This window comes from Paraglaciecola algarum, assembly GCF_021532655.1.
Lineage (GTDB): Bacteria > Pseudomonadota > Gammaproteobacteria > Enterobacterales > Alteromonadaceae > Paraglaciecola > Paraglaciecola algarum.
In genome coordinates, this window is sequence record NZ_JAKGAS010000001.1 from 137,141 (window position 1) to 158,800 (window position 21,660).

The 21,660-nt window shown below is 38.4% G+C and carries 15 protein-coding genes; 13 read left to right on the forward strand and 2 right to left on the reverse strand.

Going from position 1 to position 21,660, the window contains the following annotated elements; translation table 11 throughout:
- Positions 1–56 precede the first annotated feature (56 nt).
- Positions 57–1,541 carry a DNA recombination protein RmuC gene (rmuC, locus tag L0668_RS00640; protein WP_235310128.1) on the forward strand — a complete coding sequence of 495 codons (1,485 nt, stop codon included), beginning with the start codon at positions 57–59 and terminating at the stop codon, positions 1,539–1,541.
- A gap of 80 nt (positions 1,542–1,621) precedes the next feature.
- On the opposite strand, the gene L0668_RS00645 is transcribed toward rmuC, so the two are convergent.
- A complete protein-coding gene (locus L0668_RS00645) occupies positions 1,622–2,017 on the reverse strand; it encodes a DUF3718 domain-containing protein (RefSeq protein WP_235310129.1) in 396 nt (131 codons plus the stop codon).
- Positions 2,018–2,335: 318 nt separating this feature from the next.
- Here L0668_RS00645 and L0668_RS00650 point away from each other — a divergent pair, with 318 nt between their 5' ends.
- The 7 genes from L0668_RS00650 (at position 2,336) to L0668_RS00680 (ending at position 13,912) form a co-directional block, all read left to right on the forward strand.
- Entirely contained in the window at positions 2,336–3,703 is a 1,368-nt protein-coding gene (locus L0668_RS00650; protein WP_235310130.1) for a DUF1800 domain-containing protein, read from the forward strand.
- On the forward strand, positions 3,700–4,854 hold the full coding sequence (locus L0668_RS00655) for a DUF1501 domain-containing protein (protein WP_235310131.1): 1,155 nt from the start codon (positions 3,700–3,702) through the stop codon (positions 4,852–4,854). Before L0668_RS00650 ends, L0668_RS00655 begins: the two co-directional genes overlap by 4 nt.
- A gap of 21 nt (positions 4,855–4,875) precedes the next feature.
- Positions 4,876–5,553: a hypothetical protein gene (locus tag L0668_RS00660; protein WP_235310132.1), complete on the forward strand. Its 678-nt coding sequence runs from the start codon at positions 4,876–4,878 to the stop codon at positions 5,551–5,553.
- 47 nt (positions 5,554–5,600) lie between these two features.
- On the forward strand, positions 5,601–6,125 hold the full coding sequence (locus tag L0668_RS00665; RefSeq protein ID WP_235310133.1) for a DUF1993 domain-containing protein: 525 nt from the start codon (positions 5,601–5,603) through the stop codon (positions 6,123–6,125).
- Positions 6,126–6,348: 223 nt separating this feature from the next.
- Positions 6,349–8,001: a sulfatase family protein gene (locus tag L0668_RS00670; RefSeq protein WP_235310134.1), complete on the forward strand. Its 1,653-nt coding sequence runs from the start codon at positions 6,349–6,351 to the stop codon at positions 7,999–8,001.
- A gap of 279 nt (positions 8,002–8,280) precedes the next feature.
- A complete protein-coding gene (locus L0668_RS00675; protein WP_235310135.1) occupies positions 8,281–13,284 on the forward strand; it encodes a PAS domain S-box protein in 5,004 nt (1,667 codons plus the stop codon).
- 70 nt (positions 13,285–13,354) lie between these two features.
- Positions 13,355–13,912, forward strand: coding sequence for a YbhB/YbcL family Raf kinase inhibitor-like protein (locus L0668_RS00680; RefSeq protein WP_235310136.1), 558 nt, complete (start codon positions 13,355–13,357; stop codon positions 13,910–13,912).
- A gap of 214 nt (positions 13,913–14,126) precedes the next feature.
- Here L0668_RS00680 and L0668_RS00685 read toward each other — a convergent pair whose 3' ends face one another.
- Entirely contained in the window at positions 14,127–15,386 is a 1,260-nt protein-coding gene (locus L0668_RS00685) for a DEAD/DEAH box helicase (protein ID WP_235310137.1), read from the reverse strand.
- A gap of 262 nt (positions 15,387–15,648) precedes the next feature.
- Between L0668_RS00685 and L0668_RS00690 the strand changes: the two genes are divergently transcribed.
- From L0668_RS00690 to L0668_RS00710, 5 genes are all read left to right on the forward strand, one after another.
- On the forward strand, positions 15,649–16,107 hold the full coding sequence (locus L0668_RS00690; RefSeq protein WP_235310138.1) for a CreA family protein: 459 nt from the start codon (positions 15,649–15,651) through the stop codon (positions 16,105–16,107).
- A 171-nt stretch (positions 16,108–16,278) separates the two neighbouring features.
- The gene (locus L0668_RS00695; protein ID WP_235310139.1) at positions 16,279–16,899 is read left to right on the forward strand and encodes an ANTAR domain-containing response regulator; all 621 of its coding nucleotides are present in this window, start codon (positions 16,279–16,281) and stop codon (positions 16,897–16,899) included.
- Between the two features lie 15 nt (positions 16,900–16,914).
- The gene (locus tag L0668_RS00700) at positions 16,915–18,000 is read left to right on the forward strand and encodes a CmpA/NrtA family ABC transporter substrate-binding protein (protein WP_235310140.1); all 1,086 of its coding nucleotides are present in this window, start codon (positions 16,915–16,917) and stop codon (positions 17,998–18,000) included.
- A gap of 421 nt (positions 18,001–18,421) precedes the next feature.
- Entirely contained in the window at positions 18,422–19,888 is a 1,467-nt protein-coding gene (locus L0668_RS00705) for a NarK family nitrate/nitrite MFS transporter (RefSeq protein ID WP_235310674.1), read from the forward strand.
- A gap of 42 nt (positions 19,889–19,930) precedes the next feature.
- On the forward strand, positions 19,931–21,646 hold the full coding sequence (locus L0668_RS00710; RefSeq protein ID WP_235310141.1) for a bifunctional protein-serine/threonine kinase/phosphatase: 1,716 nt from the start codon (positions 19,931–19,933) through the stop codon (positions 21,644–21,646).
- Positions 21,647–21,660: the final 14 nt, after the last annotated feature.

Sequence of the window (21,660 nt, forward strand, 5' to 3'; positions counted from 1 at the left end):
GCGGCATTAATTGCCGCCTTTTAATATTTTTTACTTTAGAGTTTTCAATAATTTATATGATTCAATTCGACGATCCTACTCACGTTATGCTCTTCTCTGGTTTATTTTTATTTGGTCTGTTATGTGGTTCGGTTTTTACTGCAATACGTGCCAAAAACAAACAAAAGCAAGCTCTTGAACAAGCTGAGTTGATTTATCAACAACAAGATAAATTGTTAAGGGATCAACTTGCGCAACAAGATATCAGCCTTAAAGAGTTAATTGCAGAACAAAAGTCAGCGCGAGAAGAGCAGCTAACACTACAAAACCGTTTAGGCCAACTAACTCAACAAGTGCAGCGTATTGCAGAATTAGAAACTGAAAAACAACAGTGGCAGCAAGAATACCAACAAGCCAATAAACAGGCGTCTGATTTACGCACTCAGCTTGAGTCTCAAGCCGCTAGGTTTGAACAAGAACAGATCGCCAGCAACGAAAAACTACAACTATTGGAAGCGGCAGAAAAACGACTCAAAGAACAGTTTGAAAATGTAGCCAATAAAATTTTTGAACAAAAACAAGAAAAATTCAGTCAATCGAGTAAGGAAAACTTAGACAGTATTTTGTCACCTTTTAAAGAACAAATTGAAGGGTTTAAACGCCAAGTTACCGATCAATATGTCAAAGAAGGCCAAGAAAGGGCATCCCTCAAAACTGAAATATTAGGTTTAAAAGAGTTAAATCAACAAATTACTCACGACGCAGCCGCTCTGACTAAAGCACTAAAAGGTGACAATAAAACTCAAGGTAATTGGGGAGAGGTGGTTTTAGAAAGGATCTTGAAAGAATCGGGGCTACGGGAAGGTCATGAGTTCGATACTCAGGTTTCTCTAAAAAATGAAGTGGGTAAACAGTATCAACCAGATGTGGTTGTACATTTACCGGGTGATAAAGACGTAGTGGTAGATTCAAAAGTATCACTTGCTGCGTACGAGCGTTATTTTAACGAACAAGAAGATGAGTTAGTTAGGGCTGTTCATTTAAAAGAACATGTCAATTCAATTCGTAATCATATTAAAGAATTAGGCAAAAAAGACTATCAAGACTTAAAAGGCATTCGCACCTTAGATTATGTGTTGATGTTTATTCCTATCGAGTCAGCGTTTTTATTAGCCGCCGACCAAGCGCCTGATTTACTTAAGTTAGCCTTCGACAACAATATTATGTTAGTTAGTCCTACGAACTTGCTAGTGGCTTTGCGTACCATTAATAATATTTGGCAGTACGAGTACCAAAATCAAAATGCCCAAAAAATTGCTGAAAACGCAGCTAAGTTATACGACAAATTTCATGGTTTTGTTACCGACATGGATAAAGTGGGTAAAGCCATAGAGTCTACCCAAAAGAATTTTGATGGAGCAATGAACAAGCTGTCGACAGGTAAAGGCAATCTAGTTAGGCAAGTAGAACAATTTAGAAAGTTAGGTGTGCAAAGTAATAAAAAGTTAGACGGCAAATTGTTAGATCACGCCGAGCATGATTTGTCAGAAGATGGATCATGATATAAAAAAACGGCCTCATATGAGGCCGTTTTTTAAAGGTAGATGTTAAGGTACATCTACCATCCATGTTGACTGTTTGATTATAAACGTTTTGTTAGTGCTGCAAAAATAGGTGAGCTATCTAAGCCTTGCTCTGTAGCCCATGCACTTACTGTCTTACCATCTTTCTCTGGTGCGCCTAAATCACTCTTGGGCATCTTTTTAATCATAAGTGTACCAGTTTCAACTGCATCGTTTAACATGGCAGTGCGAATTAAGCTGTTGCCACCACAAGATACACCTGAATAATAATCTTTTATACGTAAACTGAAATCTGACTGAACTCGCTTCATCTTTTTACGTAATTCACCTTTGTCATCTGCTTTAACTATGGTGCAGATATTCTGTAAGGCTTCACCTACATTGGCATGTGCAGCGCCTGTAGACAGTAATGAAATAGTTGCGATTGCGATAGAAGTTTTAACAATTTTCAACATGGTCAATTCCTCAATGTTATCTAGTTAGGTTTAAATAGCTTTGTTTAAAATCATTTACAAAAGATTGTTTAAATAAATCTTGTTGCGTTGGATTTATTAAAGACCAAGTTGATTGATTAAAAAATCTACATGTCGATACTTAGGTATGAATTGTTATAATTTTGTGAAATAAATTACTCACTTATACCTTTGGTCTTAAATGAAAGTTATTAAAGCGCCATTTGGTGATTGTAAATAAAATGTAAGTAAGCTTGCCTAATTTCAAATTCGGCATAAAGTTCTGCTAAATACATCTTGTGAATAAGAAGAGAAAAACTGATGAATTTGGATCAAGCATTTATTGCTGCTCATCGATTTGGATTTGGTGCGAGTAAAAAGTTAATAAAACAGATTGAAGAGCCTAAAGTTTGGCTCTTAAATCAAGTTTCTCCAGAAAACATCACAGCTGAACTAGGCATGTTAGATCTGGATTGGACTAGTCAACAAGCTATTCAAGCTATGGCCTTGTATCGTAAACAAAAAAAGCTGGAGAAAAAACCAAGTGAATCTTCTGAAAACATGATGATGACTGGTAGTGATGCCACTAAAAAAGCAGTGAACAAACAGTCAATGAAGCTAGTGAATCGAACTATTAGTCACGCGATTAATTCAGAGAGTCCATTTTACTGGCGCTTAGTGGACTTTTTCTCTAATCATTTTAGTGTCAGTGTCAATGGCCAAAATATGCGAGCTTTGGCTCCCTTATTAGAAACGGAAGCTATAGCGCCTAATATTTCTGGTTACTTCAGTGAGATGTTATTGGCAGTAGAAAGTCACCCAGCTATGTTGGTTTATCTTAATAACGAGCAGTCAATTGGACCTAACTCTAAAGCCGGTTTAAGAAGTAAAGGCAAAAAGGGACTAAACGAAAACTTAGCCCGTGAAATCATGGAATTGCACACCTTAGGTGTGGGAGCGGGTTATGATCAAGCAGATGTCACTGAGTTAGCAAGGGCTATCACAGGCTGGGGGGTTGATGGCGCAGCTAAATTAAACTCAGGCTTTCAATTTAGAGCGGGTTTACATGAACCGGGATCCAGAAATGTGTTTGGAAAAGTATATAGAAAAGGGGGCGTAGACCAGGGAATTAAAATTCTCAAAGATCTAGCAGAAAACCCCAAAACCGCCGAGCATGTATCGCGAAAGCTAGTGACGCATTTTATTAATGATAATGCACCTCAAGTGATTGTGGATGAAATGGTAACGGTGTGGATGCAAACGAAAGGTAATATACCAAAAGTTATTAGCGCAATGCTTGAAAGCCCACTTAGCTGGTCTGATTATCTGGCTAAGTTTAAAACTCCAAGAGAGTTTCTTATTTCTACTTGTCGAGCCTGTGACCTAAAACGGCTTAAACCAGATTTTGTTAAAAGTTTAGCTATTTTAGGCCAACAACCTTTTTCTGCTGGATCACCTGCAGGTTACAAAGATACCCAAGAGTATTGGGCTGGGCCTAGAGCAATGATGGGACGCATTGAATGGGCTGAACATGTGAGCAAGTTTGTTAAAAAAGTCCCAATGGACCTAGCCCAACAGGCATTAGGTTCTTTGTTAGATGAGCGCACAGCAAAAGCAATGTCTCGCGCTGAAAGTAAACAACAAGCAGTGACATTATTTTTAATGAGCCCGGAGTTTCAAAAACGATGAATATAGCAAGACGAGACTTTATCAAAGGTGGTATGGCCGGTTGGGTCATTGCACAATCGGCTACAGCCTCTGTGTTAGCTAATACTAGCACTAACAACAAATCCTCTAAAAAGATTGTATGGGTGATGTTACGTGGTGCCATGGATTCTTTACATGGTGTAATACCCACAGATGATCCTGATTATATGAATATCCGCGGGCCGTTAGTTGAATCCATCAAAGACAAATTATTGCCAATGCAAAATGGTTATGCTTTACATCCTGCTTTTAAAAATTGTCATACTTGGTATCAAAACAAAGAATTTTCACCTGTGGTAGCTGTTGCATCTGGTTATAGACGACGTTCACATTTTGATGCTCAAGATCAAATGGAAAGTGGTCTAGATACTACAGATTATGAAAGTGGTTGGTTAGCTCGAGCAGTAGGCTTGTTAGATGGACAAGGGCTTGCAGTAGCACAAACGGTACCAATAGCGCTGCGTGGCCAAACCTCTAGTCAAACTTGGTACCCACCACATTTTAGTGCAACAGAAGATGATACTTTGGATCGTTTACGCAGTTTGTATGCAGGCAACGAAGAGTTTTCTAACTTGTTAGAAAGCGCCATTATGAATCGTGATATGTTAGATATGGATGAGCGTTCTCGGGCCAAGCCTAATTTTTCTTATTTAGCCAAAAACTGTGGGGAGATATTGAATAAAGAAGATTCAGCCCAATGCGCTATGTTAGAGCTAGGTGGTTGGGATACTCATAATAATCAGGCGACTAGATTAAATAGGCAATTTGATATCCTAGATAAAGGATTGGCCGAATTAAAACAAGCCTTAGGTGATACCTGGAAAGATACTGTGGTAATAGTCACTACTGAATTCGGCCGCACTGTGGCTGTGAATGGCACTAAAGGCACAGATCACGGCACCGGCTCTACTATGTTTTTATTAGGTGGTGCAGTGAAAGGTCAACAGGTGTTCGGTGATTGGCCTGGATTAGCTAAAGAGCAATTGTTTGAAGAACGAGATCTCATGCCAACTACCGATGTCAGAAGTTGGATGGCTAGTGTGTTACATCAGCATTGGAATATGTCTTTAGAAAACATTGCGTATATTTTTCCAGATGTGCAACCTATCGCCCAAGCTATTATTAAAGCCTAGGATAACCAATTAGTAAGATCTGTGAAAAACTACTATCAACAAATGTGGCAGCAAGGGATAGCTGCTATTCAGCAAAAAAATGAAGTACCTGATCCAAACATTGGTGATCTGAGAGACACTCGTCGCGGCATCACTTTATTGGCAAGGTTACCTAAAAAAGTCACTAAGCAGGTGTCTACGTTTTTAGTTGAACTAGATAAAATTTGTCCTAATCAATATTGTTATCCAGAATCAGATATGCATCTAACTATTATGTCGATCGTTTCTTGTAAAACAGGTTTTGCTTTTGATCCTAAAGTGGGAACTGAATATCTGAATGTATTGAAAACAGCACTACAAGGCATAGGTAAATTTAGTGTTGATTTTTCAGGTATTTCGGTTTCAAATTCAGCCGTGTTGTTAACTGGTTATACAAATAATCTGTTTTTAGAAAAGCTCAGAGCTAATACTAGAGAAGCCATACGTAAGAGTAACTTGCTACATAGTATGGATACTCGTTACAAAATCAAAACAGCCCATTCAACTGTCATGCGTTATAAAAGTCCCATAAGCAATAGTTTACAGCTAATTCAGTTTCTAACAAATAATCAGTTTAGGCAGTTTGGTGAAATGCAAGTTGATAACCTTGAACTCGTTTTTAATGATTGGTATCAAACTCAAGAACAAAGCAAATTTATAGGAAAAATCAGCTTGAATTAAGTTAGTCAAACTCCATGTCTTCATTTCTAACTTACTAGGATTTTATTATGAAATCATTACATGCGTCAGAACTGGTGAAACCCGTTGTTAAACAGTATTTAGGCTCTTTGTCTGGCTTAATTGATAAAGCTCAAGCTTTTTGTGAAGAAAAAGGAATAGATGAAAGTGTGCTGTTGCAAGCAAGGTTAGCGCCGAATATGCACCCATTGATTTGGCAGTTTCAAATGGTAAGTGAGTTTGCTCTGCGTTGCACATCGCGCTTGGCTGATGTTGATGTTCCAAATTGTCCTTTTGAAGAGAAGAGCTTTTCTGAGCTAAAAAGTCGCATAGCTGGTATTTTAGTAAGAGTCGACGCTATTGACGATGAAGATATTGATGCTGGATTGGAAAGAATTCAAACCGTTCCCCTTGGATCAGATAAAACTATTGAATTTGTTGGGCCCATCTATTTAAGTCATTTTTTCCTGCCAAATTTCTTTTTTCATATCACCACTGCCTATAATATTTTACGTCATAATGGGGTGCCGTTAGGTAAGTTTGACTTTATCGGAAGCATGCCTACACAAAGCTAACATAAAGCAAGACCATTATATTTTCGTCTATTCCCAAATTTGCATATTATACCTTTGTGATATGCAAACAATCTTTTAAGCGTCTCTATCTACCTAGCTTGTTTGAGTTGATAAACTGTTTTACCAATCCCTCTTATTAATTATCATATATAAAGTTATATATTTGTATTTCAATGTCTATTTGTATTACTATCGTTTAATGTAAACAAAATGGAACATTTAAATGAATAAAACTTTAAATATGTTGGCTTCTTTAACTTCTGCCTGTGTTGTAGCTGTTTTACTCACAGCTTGTGGTCAAGAATCAGCCAAAAAAGAAGTGGCTGCCTCTCAGCCAGCTAAACAAACTAAAAAGCCCTATAACATTCTTTACATCATGACAGATGATCACGCTGCTCAAGCGATAGGCACATATGGTAGTCGACTCGCTTCGTTAAACCCTACACCTAATTTAGATAAACTAGCCGGCGAAGGTATGGTGTTTGAAAATGCTTTTGTAACTAATTCCATTTGTAGTCCAAGTCGAGCCACCATTTTAACAGGCCAATATAGCCAAACTAATGGTGTGCAAGATCTAAAAGGTGGTATTGGAAAAGAGCAGCAATACTTGCCTCTTGAAATGAAAAAAGCGGGTTATGAAACCGCTATTGTGGGTAAATGGCACTTAAAAGAAGAACCAGGGGCATTTGACTATTACCAAGTTCTACCTGGCCAAGGTAGTTATTTTGATCCGCAATTTAGGGTGCAAGGGGATAAGACTTGGCCAAACAATACGACTGCCTACACAGGTCATTCTTCTGACGTGATAACCGACATAAGCATTGATTGGTTGAAGCAACGTAAATCTGATAAACCATTTTTCTTAATGCATCAATTCAAAGCTCCCCATGATTATTTTGAGTACGCACCAAGGTACAACGATTATTTAGCCGATGCGACTATTCCAGAGCCAGTTGATTTATATGGCGTTCCAGACACCTTTGGTTCTAAAGCGACACGTGGTGAAAATGACTCTCTGATCAGAGAAATTGGTACCTCAATTTCTAAACGTAATCCGAGACGTAACTATGGTCAATATTATAAAACCGATCCTAATTTAGCTGATGACGAATACACACGTATAACCTATCAAGAGTATCTAAAAGGCTATTTACGTTGTATTAAAGGGGTAGACGACAACATTGCTCGTTTGATCCAAACTTTGAAAGATCAGGGGTTATATGACAACACCATAATCGTGTATACCTCAGATCAGGGCATGATGTTAGGTGAACATGATTATCAAGATAAACGTTGGATATGGGATGAATCTATTCAAATGCCGTTTATTGTGAGGCATCCAGGCATAGACAATGCAGGGTCTCGCAGTGATTTATTAATAAACAACACTGATTATGCCCCGTTTTTGTTAGATTTAGTGGGACAAGAAACGCCTGATTATATGCATGGTCGTAGCTTTACGCCTGCATTAAGAGGTGAAACCCCTGACAACTGGCGTACCGCGACTTTTTATCGTTACTGGACCCACAGAATGTATCATGAAGTGCCAGCTCATACTGGACTGCGCTCTAAAGACTATAAGTTGATTTTCTTTTATGGTGATAACTACCGTGAACAACAATTTCCTTTTTATGATAAAAAGTGGACAGAAAAAACAGGTTTAGAGCCAAATAAAATTCCTACACCAGCGGGTTGGGAATTATACGATATGAAAAATGATCCAGATGAGTTGGTGAATATTTATGAAGACCCTAAATATGCGCCAGTCATTGCACAGCTTAAAGCCGAGTTAGTGAGACAAAGAGAGCTATACAATGAAACGGATGCAAATTATCCAAGAATGAAAGCTATTTTTGATAAACATTTTAATGATTAAATATTAAGGTTCTGTTTATCGTTATATTGCGCTTAACTTATTAAAAGTTTGAAGCCCTAAATATGCAAATATTTAGGGCTTTTTGTTTTATTTTAGCTTGACTATATTTGCTGCAATTCTGAGTAAAGGTAAGAGACAGCAGAATATGTTTTAGTGTTATCTGACTTGAGGTGTATTAGGTATGTAGGCAAATACGCTTACCTCTAAATCATACTATTCAAATAGTTTGTAGTTTTATACTCTACACTACTACTAGTCGGATTATGTGGATATTGTGCTATGGCACCGCGTACGGGTTTGAATGTTTTATTAAGAATAATGGCGCTAGGGTTATTTGGGATCAGTTTCACTAGTTTGGCAAATGATGTAAGTTTTGCCCAGCTAAGTTCGCAAACGCTAAGTGTCAGTTATGCCGTTATCGCTGGCATAATATTAGCTATTTTAATTTTGATTGTGGTGTGTAAATTTAAATTATCAGCTGCAAAAAAATCTCAGAATAAACAAGCGCAGCAAGTTGCTGCACAAACCGGCTTAATGGATGATTTTAGACAAGGTATAGTTCATTTAGATAAATCAGAGAACGTACTGTTTTGTAATAAAACTGCCGCATCTTTTTTAGGCAGTAGTCCTGATAAGTTATTAAACCAATCTTTTGTGGCTTTATTTGATGAAAATACCATAGACACTTTAAATCAAGCTTTGTCTGCCAATCAGTATGTTAATTTTCAAACCTATCTAAACACCAGTAAACGCTTTTTACATATAGGTATTAGTCATGCTTCAGTGGCTTTAACTGGCGTAGCTAAAGTGATTTCATTAGCAGACGTGAGTAATTATCAAGATAAAATTAACAAAACTTCAGATGAACTTACCTACTTAAATACGAGTATTGAGCATAACCACTTAGGTCGTTTGAGCATAGATTTTGAGGAAAATACTTATACCGCTGATGATGTTTTTATTAATATGTTTGAGCATGCTATCGAAAAAATAGGTGAGCTTAAAAGTCTGAATAATAGGGTAAACAAAACCCAAGTATATGACTGGGAACAAGCCTTAAAAGCCGCTATTAGCAGCCATAATTTTGACATGCGTTGTGAATTAGCTCATGGCTCTACATCTGAGATAAAAGTGCAGGGGAGCCAACCTATCGACTCAAAACCTGAAGACATGTTGTCACTGCGTTTTATTGGGTTAAGTAAACATAAAAATACTAAAGGTGAAACCAGCCAAATGGATTTTGTGGTGCATGATCTTTCGGCTTTAGCTGCCCAAGAAAATTTGAATAAAGCCAATAAGGTGCAGATTAAAACGCTCTTAACCTCTAGTCCAAATCCTATTTATGTAGTCGATATTGATGCCAAAGTCATAGACTGTAACTTGGCCTTTGAGCGATTGTTTAAACTCAAAAAAGAAAAGATATTACAGCAAACTATTTATGATTTAGGCCTATGGCCTGAAGACATTAATAAATTACATTCTGGAAATTCGAATAATGTAGCTTCAGCTAATATGAGCAAAGACAAGGAGTTTCAAACTGAATTAACCAGTGGCAAGGTGTGTAACTTCAAATTAAGATTGCAGCATATTGTTGACGAGCAAAATCAACGTTCGGGCATGATAGGGATCATTCAAGATGTCACTGAACTTAGACAAGTTAAAGCGGAACTAATTGAGACTAAAAAACACTTCACTACCATATTAGATTTAGCTCCAATAGCTGTCGCGACCATTGATGCTGACGATAAGATCATTACCGCTAATATCGCCATGACTGACAGATTAGGGATAAGCGAACGAGATTTGAAAAAAGACTCTTTTTATCAGTTGTTTAATGATCCAAGTAATGCAGGAAAGGCCGCAAAACTGATTCACCAATCGGGCCGCTTACGTCAGTTTAATGCTCAACTAAAAGGTAAAAATGGCGAACTACACGTCAGTTCTTTGCATGTGGATTTATTAAATAAAGACAAACAAGAATACCTATGTTGGATATCAGATCGCACTGGCGAGCAATTTCAACAAGACAAATTTGAGAGCCTGCTACAGCATAGCAGTATGCCAATGGCTATTTTGGGCGAAGAAGGTTTTACCCAACTTAACCCAGCCGCCTGCGAATTTTTCAAAATTGAAGATGAAGAAGCGCTATTTGGTGCTTATCCATATTCAGCTAGTTTAAATAAAGATGAGATTGCCGTTACTGAGCTAGAAAGGCAAGTCACCAAAGTGAAGCTTGATGGCCAAGCTAAGTTTTTCCGTTGGGAGCATCAGGTAGGCCAAGAAATCCTGCCTTGTCAGGTCACCTATGTGCCTATGTATAAAGGCCAAGAATTTGATTCTATATTATGTATTTGGATGGACTTTAGAGAATTACAACAAGCTGACCAAGCACGTTTAGAAGCCCTTAATTTACGTCAAGAAGCTGAAAAACAAGTGGCTGAAAAACAGGAAATGTTAGAGTCGAGTCAAGCTCAACTAGCGTCTAAATCACAAAATTTGGCTGACACAGTCACCAAATTACAAGCGGCTCAAGAAGATCTCTCTGAAAAGCAACATGAATTCAGTAGTTTACAAGAAGCTCATGAGAACATTACCCACAACTTACAGGCCTTACAGCAAGACTATAAACAAAGCCGTAGTTTGTTAGATGAAGCGCAAAGTGCCAATGTAGAACTTACCACCCAGTTGCAAGAGTCGGCTGAAAAAGTGTCAGGCTTGCAAAATCAGCGTAATCAAATTTCAGATGCACTGCAACACAGTGAGAAGAAATTTAAAACTGCTCAACAAAACTTAATAGAAAGTGAAAGAAATGCTGAAAATCTTAAGCAACAGCAGTTAGTACAGCAAACTAAGATGAAAGATTTTGCGAATGAAATTGAACAGCTTCAAGGCTCTATTGCGCAAAAAGATAAACAAATACATGAGGTGGGCAGTCAAATTAATTCATTGCAATCTCAATTGGCTAGTTCTGACAATACCAGTGAAAAGTTACGTCAGTCGTTGATTAATCAAAGAAAAGCCAGTGAACAAGCTGAAAATCAAAGGCGGCAATTAGAAAAAACCTGTCAAATGGCCCAATCTGAACTCACTAACAAAGTACGCCATGTAGAACATTTACAAAGTGAAATGCAAAAGTTTGAAGAAATGTCGACCCAACAAAAAGGCGACATGGAAAAACAACAAAGCCAGTTGTTGCATGAATTGCAAGAAAAACAGGCACAGCTAAAACAAACTCAAGCTGATTTAGATGAAACTAAACAAGCCGCAGAGAAAGAAAAACAGGCAAAGCAGAAGCAACAAGCTCACTTGCAACAATTAGAGCAAGATTTAGCCGAAATGGAACAAAAAAATCAGCAACAAAAACAAAAAATGGCCACTACAGAGCAGGAATGGCAACAGCAGCAACAAAAAATACAACAAGAGTTAATAGCCAAACAAGATCAACTGCAACAAGCAGAAAACAGCTTAGAGTTAGCTAAACAGCAAAGTGAGGCAGAAAAGGCCGAAAAAGAACGCCAGCAATCTTTATTTGAACAGTTGCAAACTGAATTATCAGATATGGAAGTGCGTAATAAAGAACAAGAAGCACAAATTGCCAAACGTGATCAGGAGTGGCAAGTACAACAAGATGAGATGCAAAAAGCCTTAAAAGACAAACAACAAGAGTTACAACAAACTGAACAAAATTTAAATCAAGCTAAACAACAAACACAGGCAGAAAAAGCCGAACAACAAGCCTTATTTGAAAAATTACAAACTGAACTTGTTGAAATGGAAGCTCGTAATGCCAGTCAAGAGCAAAAAATGGCTCAAGCTGATAAAGACTGGCAATTACAGCAACAAAAAGTACAGCAAGAGTTACAAGCTAAACAAGAACAGCTGCAACAAACTGAAAATGTATTAATCAAAGCAAAACAACACGCTGAAGCAGAAAGAGCGGAGAAAGAACAGCAACAAGCTTTGTTTGAAAAACTCCAGTCAGAATTAATCGATATGGAACATCGAAGTGCCCAACAAAAACAAAAGATTGCCCAAAGTGACGAAGATTGGCATAAACAACAACAGGTTTGGCAAGACGAAGTAGAAGCCAAACGCCAGCAGTTGTCGCAAACCCAAGGTAAATTAGCAGAAATTCAAAACCAAGCAGATGCTGAAAAAATGGCGCGTTTGGAGCATCAACATAAACTTGAACAGCTGACCGTAGAATTAACCGATGTTGAAACAAGGGCCAGTAAACAAAAAGAAATGATTGAAGGCAGTGATGAAGAATGGCGTAAACATCATGCTGAAATTGAACAGCAAAAATTCCAGCTACAAAAAGCTTTACAAGAAGCAGAACAAAAAAATAGCCAGTTAAAAGAAAAGTTAGAAGGGAATCTAGAACAATTAGAACAGGCAGAATCACAAGTGTCTGAAACTCAGTCTGGTGAACAGAAACTCCAGCAAGAATTGGACAATGCTCGTAAACAAGCCGATGAGTTAGCAAACCGTTTAAAACAACAAGAGCAACATGAAAATAAACTGCAACAACAATTACAAGAACAGCAAGCGTCATTGCAAGGCAATGAACAAAATATCCATTCATTAGAAGCTAGACAAGCCCAGCTGACTCAAGCGCTAGAGGCTGTACAAAAAGAATATTCAGCCAGTAAAGAAAGTTTAGATGATAAACATAATGACCATTCTCAATTATCTGAACAGCTTAAAAAGTTGGAAAATGAATTACAAAATAGTAAACAGCAATTAGATAATAAAGAATTAGCCTTACAAGATGCTCAGCAACAAATTCAAAGTAAAGAGTCTATGTTGGCTGAACAAGAAAGCGCGTTGCTAGCGGCCCATAAAGAAGAGCTACAACAAGCCCAGCAACAAGCACTAGAGCAAGGGGCAGAAGCACCCAATGAAACACTTCAAGAAATTGCTAAATTAAGCATGCCAGCGGAACCCGCTGTTTGGTTTGATTTATTGCATTATTTACAAAAGCAAACAAGTAATGAACCATTACCCGTTGCTCTTAAGAACTTAATGGAAGAGTTACAACAAGCGATTGAAGCCACAGAACAAGCTGTAGATGATGAAGATTTGTCCGGTATTTTGCGCGGCGCCCGTAAATTAGGGGGGGTTGCAAATAACGTGAATTCAGCAGCCTTAACTGATGTTGTTAATCGATTGGAAACTGATTGTGAGCAAGGTTTAGTGGATAATATTTCTATAGCTTGGCCATCAGTAAAACGTTCATTAAATAACAGCCTGAGAGTGATTTATTCTAATTTGAATAGTTAAGTTCTAGCCGTCTAAATTAATTCAGGTAGTATTTATACTCTCGATATTGTTTATTTTACTAAGGATAAATATGCGTCCACATTTGATTACTATTTTGACTTTAAGTTACGGGGCTTTAGCTCATTCATCACTAGCGGCTTTAGAATTGATAAGTAACGATATTTCACAGGGAAAACCTATGTCAAGTAAGCATGAGTTTACTGGCTTTGGTTGCAAAGGAGATGATTTATCGCCGCATTTAAAGTGGCAAGGGGCACCCAAAGGTACCAAAAGTTTCGCTATAACTGTTTATGATCCAGATGCGCCAACAGGCAGTGGCTGGTGGCATTGGCAGCTGGTGAATATTCCTGCTTCTCAAACGGAGTTGGTGACGGGCGCAGGCGTTAAAAATTCGAAGCTATTACCAAAGGGTAGTCAGCAAATTGAAAATGATTATGGCAATGCCGCGTTTGGCGGTGCATGTCCGCCGCAGGGCCATGGAATACATCATTATCGATTTACCATTCATGCAATATCAGCTGAAAAACTAGAGTTACCACAAGGAGCCTCAGGCGCTTTGGCTGGGTATATGATCAACGCCAATACAATTGAATCTGCAACGATAGAAGCACTTTATAAACGTGATTAAGATAACCTGATGTGATGGTCTCCTCCCTAATTCGGCATCTAAGCGTTAGCTATGTGCCATGATTGAATTGAACCAAACAATCAAACGGGAGAAGACCATCACATCAGGTTAAGATAGTTTTGAAAGCTTAAGATGATTCAATAATTAGATTTTCTAAATAGATCCCCAACTGGGTATCTATTTACTGTCACGGGCTACAGTTTTTAGTCTTGAACTATTTTTTGGCTTTTTTACTGCCGGTTTTAACCGTTTTTTGAATACTCAATTGGCTAGCGGTTGCTTTATTGCTACGACTATTACGAGCATGGCGGCTGGCACTTTTTAATAGACTGACACGGTTACTCACTTCAAAACCAGGTTTTACGATACGTTTTATTTTGCTATCAATTAAACGTTCAATTTTGGCTACTGTGCTTTCTTCTTCGCGGCTAACAAATGAAATCGCATAACCTTCATTGCCAGCGCGGCCGGTACGTCCAATTCTATGTACATAATCTTCGGGTAAGTAGGGCAGGTTGAAATTGACTACGTAATCTAACCCTTGAATGTCTAAGCCTCGGGCTGCGACATCTGTAGAAATAAGCACTTGTAAATCAGCCGATTTGAAATCCGCAATTGCGCGTCTACGAGCTCCTTGGCTTTTGTCGCCATGACACACAGCTGCGTTAATTTTACCTTGTTTAAGTGCCGCCATCAAAATATCGGCTTGATGTTTGGTGCTAGTAAAAACCAATACTTGGAACCAGTTTTGTTCTTTTAACAAACGTTTAAACAACTCGACTTTCCGAGATTCCTCCACTGGATACATGACGTGGGAAACCGTTTCGGCAGTGGTGTTGATCTTACTGACTTTAATCACACTGTGATTATTTAGTATTTTGTGAGACAACTCATTTACTGCAGGTGAAGAGGTAGCAGAGAACAATAAAGTCTGATGTGTTTTAGTGGCTTGTTGTAATATGGCTTGAACGTCTGTTATGAAGCCCATGTCTAACATACGATCAGCTTCATCTAATACGACAAAATCTATATTGGCCAAATTGACGTGGCTTAAACTTAAATGTTCTAGTAAACGACCGGGAGTAGAAATAACAATATCCACTCCTGCTTTTAGTTTGGCTTTTTGGCCGCCCATTTTTACGCCGCCAAATAGTGCTGTAACCGTCAGTTGGGTAAATTGAGCGTAATTTTGAATGGTGTTGGCAAGTTGTTCAGCTAACTCCCTAGTGGGGGTTAAAATTAAAGCTCTAGGACTTTCTGCTCGGCATTCTTGAGGTGCGTCTAATAATTTTTGTAAAATAGGTAAAGCGAAAGCGGCAGTTTTACCTGTGCCTGTTTGAGCATTAACTAATAGATCTTTTCCACGCCTAGCTGGAGTAATGGCTTGTTGTTGCACAGGCGTCATTTGGGTGTAACCACAGGCATCCAGCGCTCGTTGAATTTCGCTTGCAAAGCCAAGATTAGAAAATTTCATATTGAATATCCTGTGTAACCACTAAAATGAGGGCGGAATATACAGTATTTTAGATAAAAAAGTCATATAGATAGCGTAATTATGCTACTAATTTACACTCAATATTAAAAAATATAAAAAAACCGCATACCAAAGGTAGGCGGTCCAGGGGATAACTATGACAGTTCACTAGGCTGTCATAGTAACTGTAGACAACAAGTATGAATAAAAAGTTCAAAAAAGTAAATAAATATTCAATTTTATGTTAATTCGAGGTGGTTATATGACCAAATTAATTTATATATTAGGTCTTTTATTAGTCAGTTGTGACAAAAATGAAGTGGGAGATATATCACTTGGTGCGTTTACCACCAAAGACATTAAACTCAATACATTAGTAGACCCAATCGTTACCGGGGTAACTTGCCACGTGGCCAGTATTGAAGCTGATTTAAGTTTTTCTGATCCGTCAGATAGTTCTATTGCTTGTCGTCAAACTGGTGAGATAACTGCAAGTATGATTGCTGAAATTGATAAATCAAAATCCGGTGAAGTGGTATTTAAAAAGTCTAAAAGCGTTTTCTTTAAAACCATGAAAATACGCCGAATTTACGATGCCCAAAGTCAAACTTTGATGTATGTGTCTTATTCCACCAAGGAAACCTCGGGCAGTTTCAAACACAGCTTGTCGACAGTGCCTTTGTGGGGGACCCAAGCTTATCTTGCAATACCATCAAGTTGATTTGGTACACTAATTTGCACTATCGCGGTGCGCTCGCACTACTATAGTAATGGATATCCTTAATTATAACTGACTACACTTAGTAACCACTTGATTCTTATGCGAAATTAATTTGGCGTGTGGTTTGCTAAGTAGTCTGCATACTAGGTTATTTATTCGTTCGGAACATACGTGTCACAACACAAGTCCTCAATCAATGGGCCGCAAAGTTCGTTTCAAGAATTACGCATTTTACTCATTGATGATAATAAACAGCGTGCAGAATCGCTGACTATAGCGTTAGAAGACTCTCGTTATAAAGTGAGTCACTTAGCGAGTACCAACTCGGGATTATTAAAACAAGTAGAGCAAATTCAACCCGATATTATAGTGATTGATATTGAGTCACCAAGCCGTGATATTTTAGAAAGTCTTAATACCATTTCTCAATATAACCCTAAACCCGTTGTCATGTTTGCTGAAGAACAAGACACTCAAGCGATCAACTTATCCATTGAATCAGGTGTCAGTGCCTATGTCGTGGGTGATATCCAAATGAGTCGTGTTAAGCCCATCTTAGATGCCGCTTGTGCTCGATTTAGAGAATTTCAAAAATTAAAGAATGAGTTGACAGAAACCAGGCATGAACTGGCCAACCGGACTTTAGTTGATCAAGCCAAACGTTTATTAATGAAGAAAAAGAATCTTAGTGAAAATGAAGCGTACAAAGCGATGCGCAAAACCGCAATGGATACTGGCCAAAAACTAGAAGATGTTGCTAAGACTCTGATTTCTTTGTTAAACACATTTTAAATATTAGGTTCAATTATGATTAAGCCAGAGCAAACTAATCTGACATTAGGGTTTATCCCTTTAACAGATTCCGCCCCTTTAGTTGCAGCTAAAGAAATGGGATTTTTTAATCAATGGGGTCTGAATGTCACCTTACAAAAGCAAAATTCTTGGGCTACTTTACGTGATAAATTACATGTAGGCATCTTAGATGCTGCTCAGATGTTAGCACCCATGCCATTGGCCAGTACTTTAGGAATAGGCTGCGCTAAAACTCATATCATTACGCCGTTAGTATTAAGTTTAAATGGCAATGCAATCACTTTATCCCAGCAGTTACATGTAGAAATTTTAAACGAAAATAGTTTGAGTCATGTAACTTTACCCTTAGCTGCATATTTATTAAAAAATGTTATCCAAACTCGCAAACTACAAGGCAGACCTAAAATAAAGTTTGCCACGGTTTTTCCATATAGCTGTCATTTTTACCAGTTACGAGACTGGCTAAGTTCTGCTGATATTAAATTAACCGATGTGGATATTGGTGTGGTGCCGCCAGTAAACATGGTGTCTATGTTAGAGAACGGTGACATGGATGGATTTTGTGTCGGTGGCCCTTGGAATGCTCAAGCGGTGCGAGCAGGATTAGGTATTACTGCTGTCACTTCTTTTGATGTGTGGCAAGATTCACCAGAAAAAGTGTTAGGCCTGCGCGAAGCTTGGTATACCAGCAATCCTAATACTGTGTTGGCATTAACTGCCGCTTTGCAACAGGCCTGTATTTGGTTAGAAAGTACCCCTAACCGTTTCGAAATAGCCTGTTTAATGAGTGTTTCTAAATACCTCAATGCGCCAGTTGAGGTAATTGCACCTTCTTTGATTGGCAGTTGTTTGACTGATAAATCAATGCCGCCAAGAGAAATCCCCTCGTATAATCAGTTTTATAAGTCGCAAAGTGATTTAATCAACTCTCCAGAACATATAAGAGGGGAGTGGTTACTGAGTAAAATGCAAAGTGCTGGACAACTTGACAATATTGATATCCCTCATGGGATTGTAAAACAAATATTTAGACCTGAAATATATGAAGAAATGCGTGTTAAAACGAGTGAAACTGAATAATTACAATTCATTTTTATATGCACTCTAAGTGATCAAATAGTGGGGTGAATTAACATTGATGAATTCTGTGCACTAGCTTGGTGATTCGTCTTTATTTTGGTGAAACCCAAAGGAGTGACAACTGAACTAGACGTCTCTTTGCGTTATTGTTGTGCATTCTGCCCTGTTTTGAGGTGGTGAAATCATCATTATCTCATTTGTTATTTTTAACTCATTGAAAGTATTGGTAAAATTTATTGGCATTATTAGTGCTTGGGTGCAGTTTGGTGATGCGTCAAATTAGTGAACTGTGCAGTGGCACACAAAACTGTGTTGACATACCAAACCGCACTAAAGTGTGGATCTGAAACTTATATATATCAATAAATGTATATCTATATAGGTGTTTAATCCCAACGTTTTCGAAATGAGTATATTTAACATGAGCGCTGAAAAATTTAATTTGCTGTCTTTTACCGGCAAAATGAAAACCCTTCATCTTTCTTGGATGGCCTTTTTTATAACCTTTATGGTGTGGTTCAATATGGCCCCACTTAAAGGCGCTATCGTGGATGGTGTTGGTTTAACGCTTAGTGAATGGAAAACCCTTTTAATTATCAACGTGGCCTTAACTATTCCAGCCAGAGTCATTATTGGAGCTTTAACCGACAAGTACGGCCCTCGTGTCGTGTACTCAAGCTTATTAGCTATTTGTTCTATTCCTTGTTTTGCTTTCGCTTTAGCCGACAGTTTCACCCAGTTACTTATTGCCCGTTTTGCTTTAGGTTGTATCGGTGCTGGTTTTGTTGTTGGGATCAGAATGGTTAGCGAGTGGTTTCCACCTAAAGAGTTAGGTACCGCAGAAGGCGTTTATGGTGGTTGGGGGAACTTTGGTTCAGCCGCAGCTGCTTTTACTTTACCCACCTTAGCTCTTATGTTTGGTGGCGAAGATGGATGGCGTTACGCCGTGGGCATCACTGGCCTAATGAGTTTATTGTTTAGTGTTATTTATTACAAAAATACTAACGATACTCCTAAAGGCTCAACTTATTTTCGTCCTAAAAATTTAGGCGGTATGGAAGTCACGAGTGTGGGTGACTTTTATTTATTGTTAGTGATGAAAACCCCTATGTATTTGGCTTTAGCCCTATTAAATTGGAAGCTATCTCCACAAGGTGTGGCGCTTTACAGTGAAACAATTGCGTTAATGGTATACGTTGGATTAGCTGTTTTATATATTTATGATTCATATTCAACTTATAAAGTAAACAAAGATATTTTTGTCACGCCAGTGCCTGAAGCACATCGTTATCCATTTAAACAAGTTGCAGTATTAAACATCTTATACTTTGCAACATTTGGTTCTGAATTAGCTGTGATTTCAATGTTACCGGCATTTTTTGCTGAAACCTTTGAGCTGAGCATGGCCACAGCGGGTTTGTTAGCTGGTATGTATGCGTTTATGAACTTGATGTCGCGCCCAGGTGGCGGGTTAATCTCTGATAAGTTTGGTCGTAAGAAAACCTTGTTAATTTTAACTGCCGGTTTAGCCGTGGGGTATTTCTCGCTGAGTTTAATCGATTCAAGTTGGCCAATTTGGTTAGCAGTAGTGGCTGTTATGGCTTGTTCGTTTTTTGTTCAATCAGGAGAAGGTGCTGTATTTGCTGCGGTACCACTAATTAAACGTCGATTAACAGGACAAATTGCCGGCATGACAGGGGCTTATGGTAATGTAGGTGCTGTGGTTTATCTTACGGTTTATTCATTGGTTGATACTTCTACATTCTTCTTGGTCATTGCAGGCACAGCGATACTTGGTTTTACTGCATTATTGTTTATGAAAGAGCCGTCAGGGACTATGACTGAAGTACGTGAAGATGGTAGTGTTGAGTTAATTGACGTTACCTAGTGAGTAGGTAGTTATTACCTAAGTAAGTACAGGATTTTAAAATTGGAAAAACTAAAGTTAACATTCGGCGGTTTTTCCAGCCAAGGGGTGAAGGACGAGAATCAAGATGCCTTCGCCGCTTATCTTCCAAATGACCATTCTCTAGAATCTAAAGGGGCAGTGGCGACCATAGCTGATGGGGTGAGTGTTTGTACTCGTGCTCGTGAGGCATCAAATACTTGCGTTAGCAATTTCATTCAAGACTATTATCAAACGCCACAAACCTGGACGGTAAAACGTGCCGTAAGTAAAGTGTTACAGGGGTTAAACCGCTGGTGTCATGGCCAACATGATTACGAACATGGTGGTCATAGTCAAATGGTCACAACTTTTAGCGGTATGGTGTTTAAGTCTGCGTCTGGTTTTATTGTGCATACTGGTGATAGTCGAATCAGTCGGGTACAAGGTCAAGATTTCGAGCAACTAACTGTGGATCACGTATCCCGCCAAGGTGGCAATAATGTACTCACCCGAGCGGTAGGTATTGGGCCTCATCTAGACGTGGATTTTAAATCAGTTGAATTAGAAAAAGACGATATATACGTGTTTACTACAGACGGTGTACATGAATTTTTACCGCCTAAAAAGTTACTCTCATTTATTCAAGATAATAGCTTTAGTTATGAACAAAGAGCTAAAAATATTGTTGATGCTGCGCTCGAGGCAGGTAGCGACGATAACCTAACCTGTTTGTTAGTTCACGTGGCCCAGATTGCACAAGCCAGTTTAGATGAGCACTACCGTCAATTAACTCGACTGGCTATGCCTCCTGCTTTAGAGGTGGGCATGAAGTTAGAAGGGTACCGTGTGGTAAAAACCGTTTTTAACGGTACCCGTAGTAGCTTGTATAAAGTCATTAATGAAGAAGATGGTAAGGTTTACGGTTTAAAAACCCCGTCACAACATTTTGCTGACGACCCCATTTATTTAGGTGGTTTTTTGCGCGAAGAGTGGATAGGCCAGCATATCAAACATCATAATGTAATGGGGGTCTTTAAACGTCCAGATAAAGCAAAATTTATGTACCACGTGTGTGAATACATAGAAGGCCAAACCTTACGTCAATGGATGGTGGATAATCCTAAACCTTCTTTAGATCAAGTTCGTGTGATCGTTAGTCATTTGATTGACGCGCTTAGGGTCTTGCAAAGAAAAGACATGGTGCATCGAGATGTAAAGCCTGAAAACGTGATGATAAATCACCATGGTGAAGTGAAATTAATCGATTTTGGAACAGTATTGGTTAATGCATTAGCTGAAACTAAATCATTACCTAATGAAGATATCGCAGTGGGATCTGTACACTATATTGCCCCTGAATATTTATTGACTCACAACAGTGATCATCAAAGTGATTTGTTCTCAGTTGGAGTCGTCATTTACGAGATGTTAACCGGCCAATTACCCTTCAAGGCGTTTAAATATCAAGATTATATTCCAAGTGGTTTTGATGAGTGGCACTATCAAAGTTTAACCAAATTCAGAACAGATTTACCTCAATGGTTAGATCTGACCTTACAAAAGGCGCTACAACCCAACCCAAAATATCGACACGAAGCGTTTTCTGAGTTAATCATGGATCTATCTAAACCCAATCAAAACATGTTAAGTGCTAATGCTAAACAACCTTTGATAAAACGTAACCCAATATTAGTGTATCAAGGAATATGCGTGATCCAACTTGTACTGATAGGACTATTAATAGCGCAAGTGATTTAATAGCTTTGGGCATA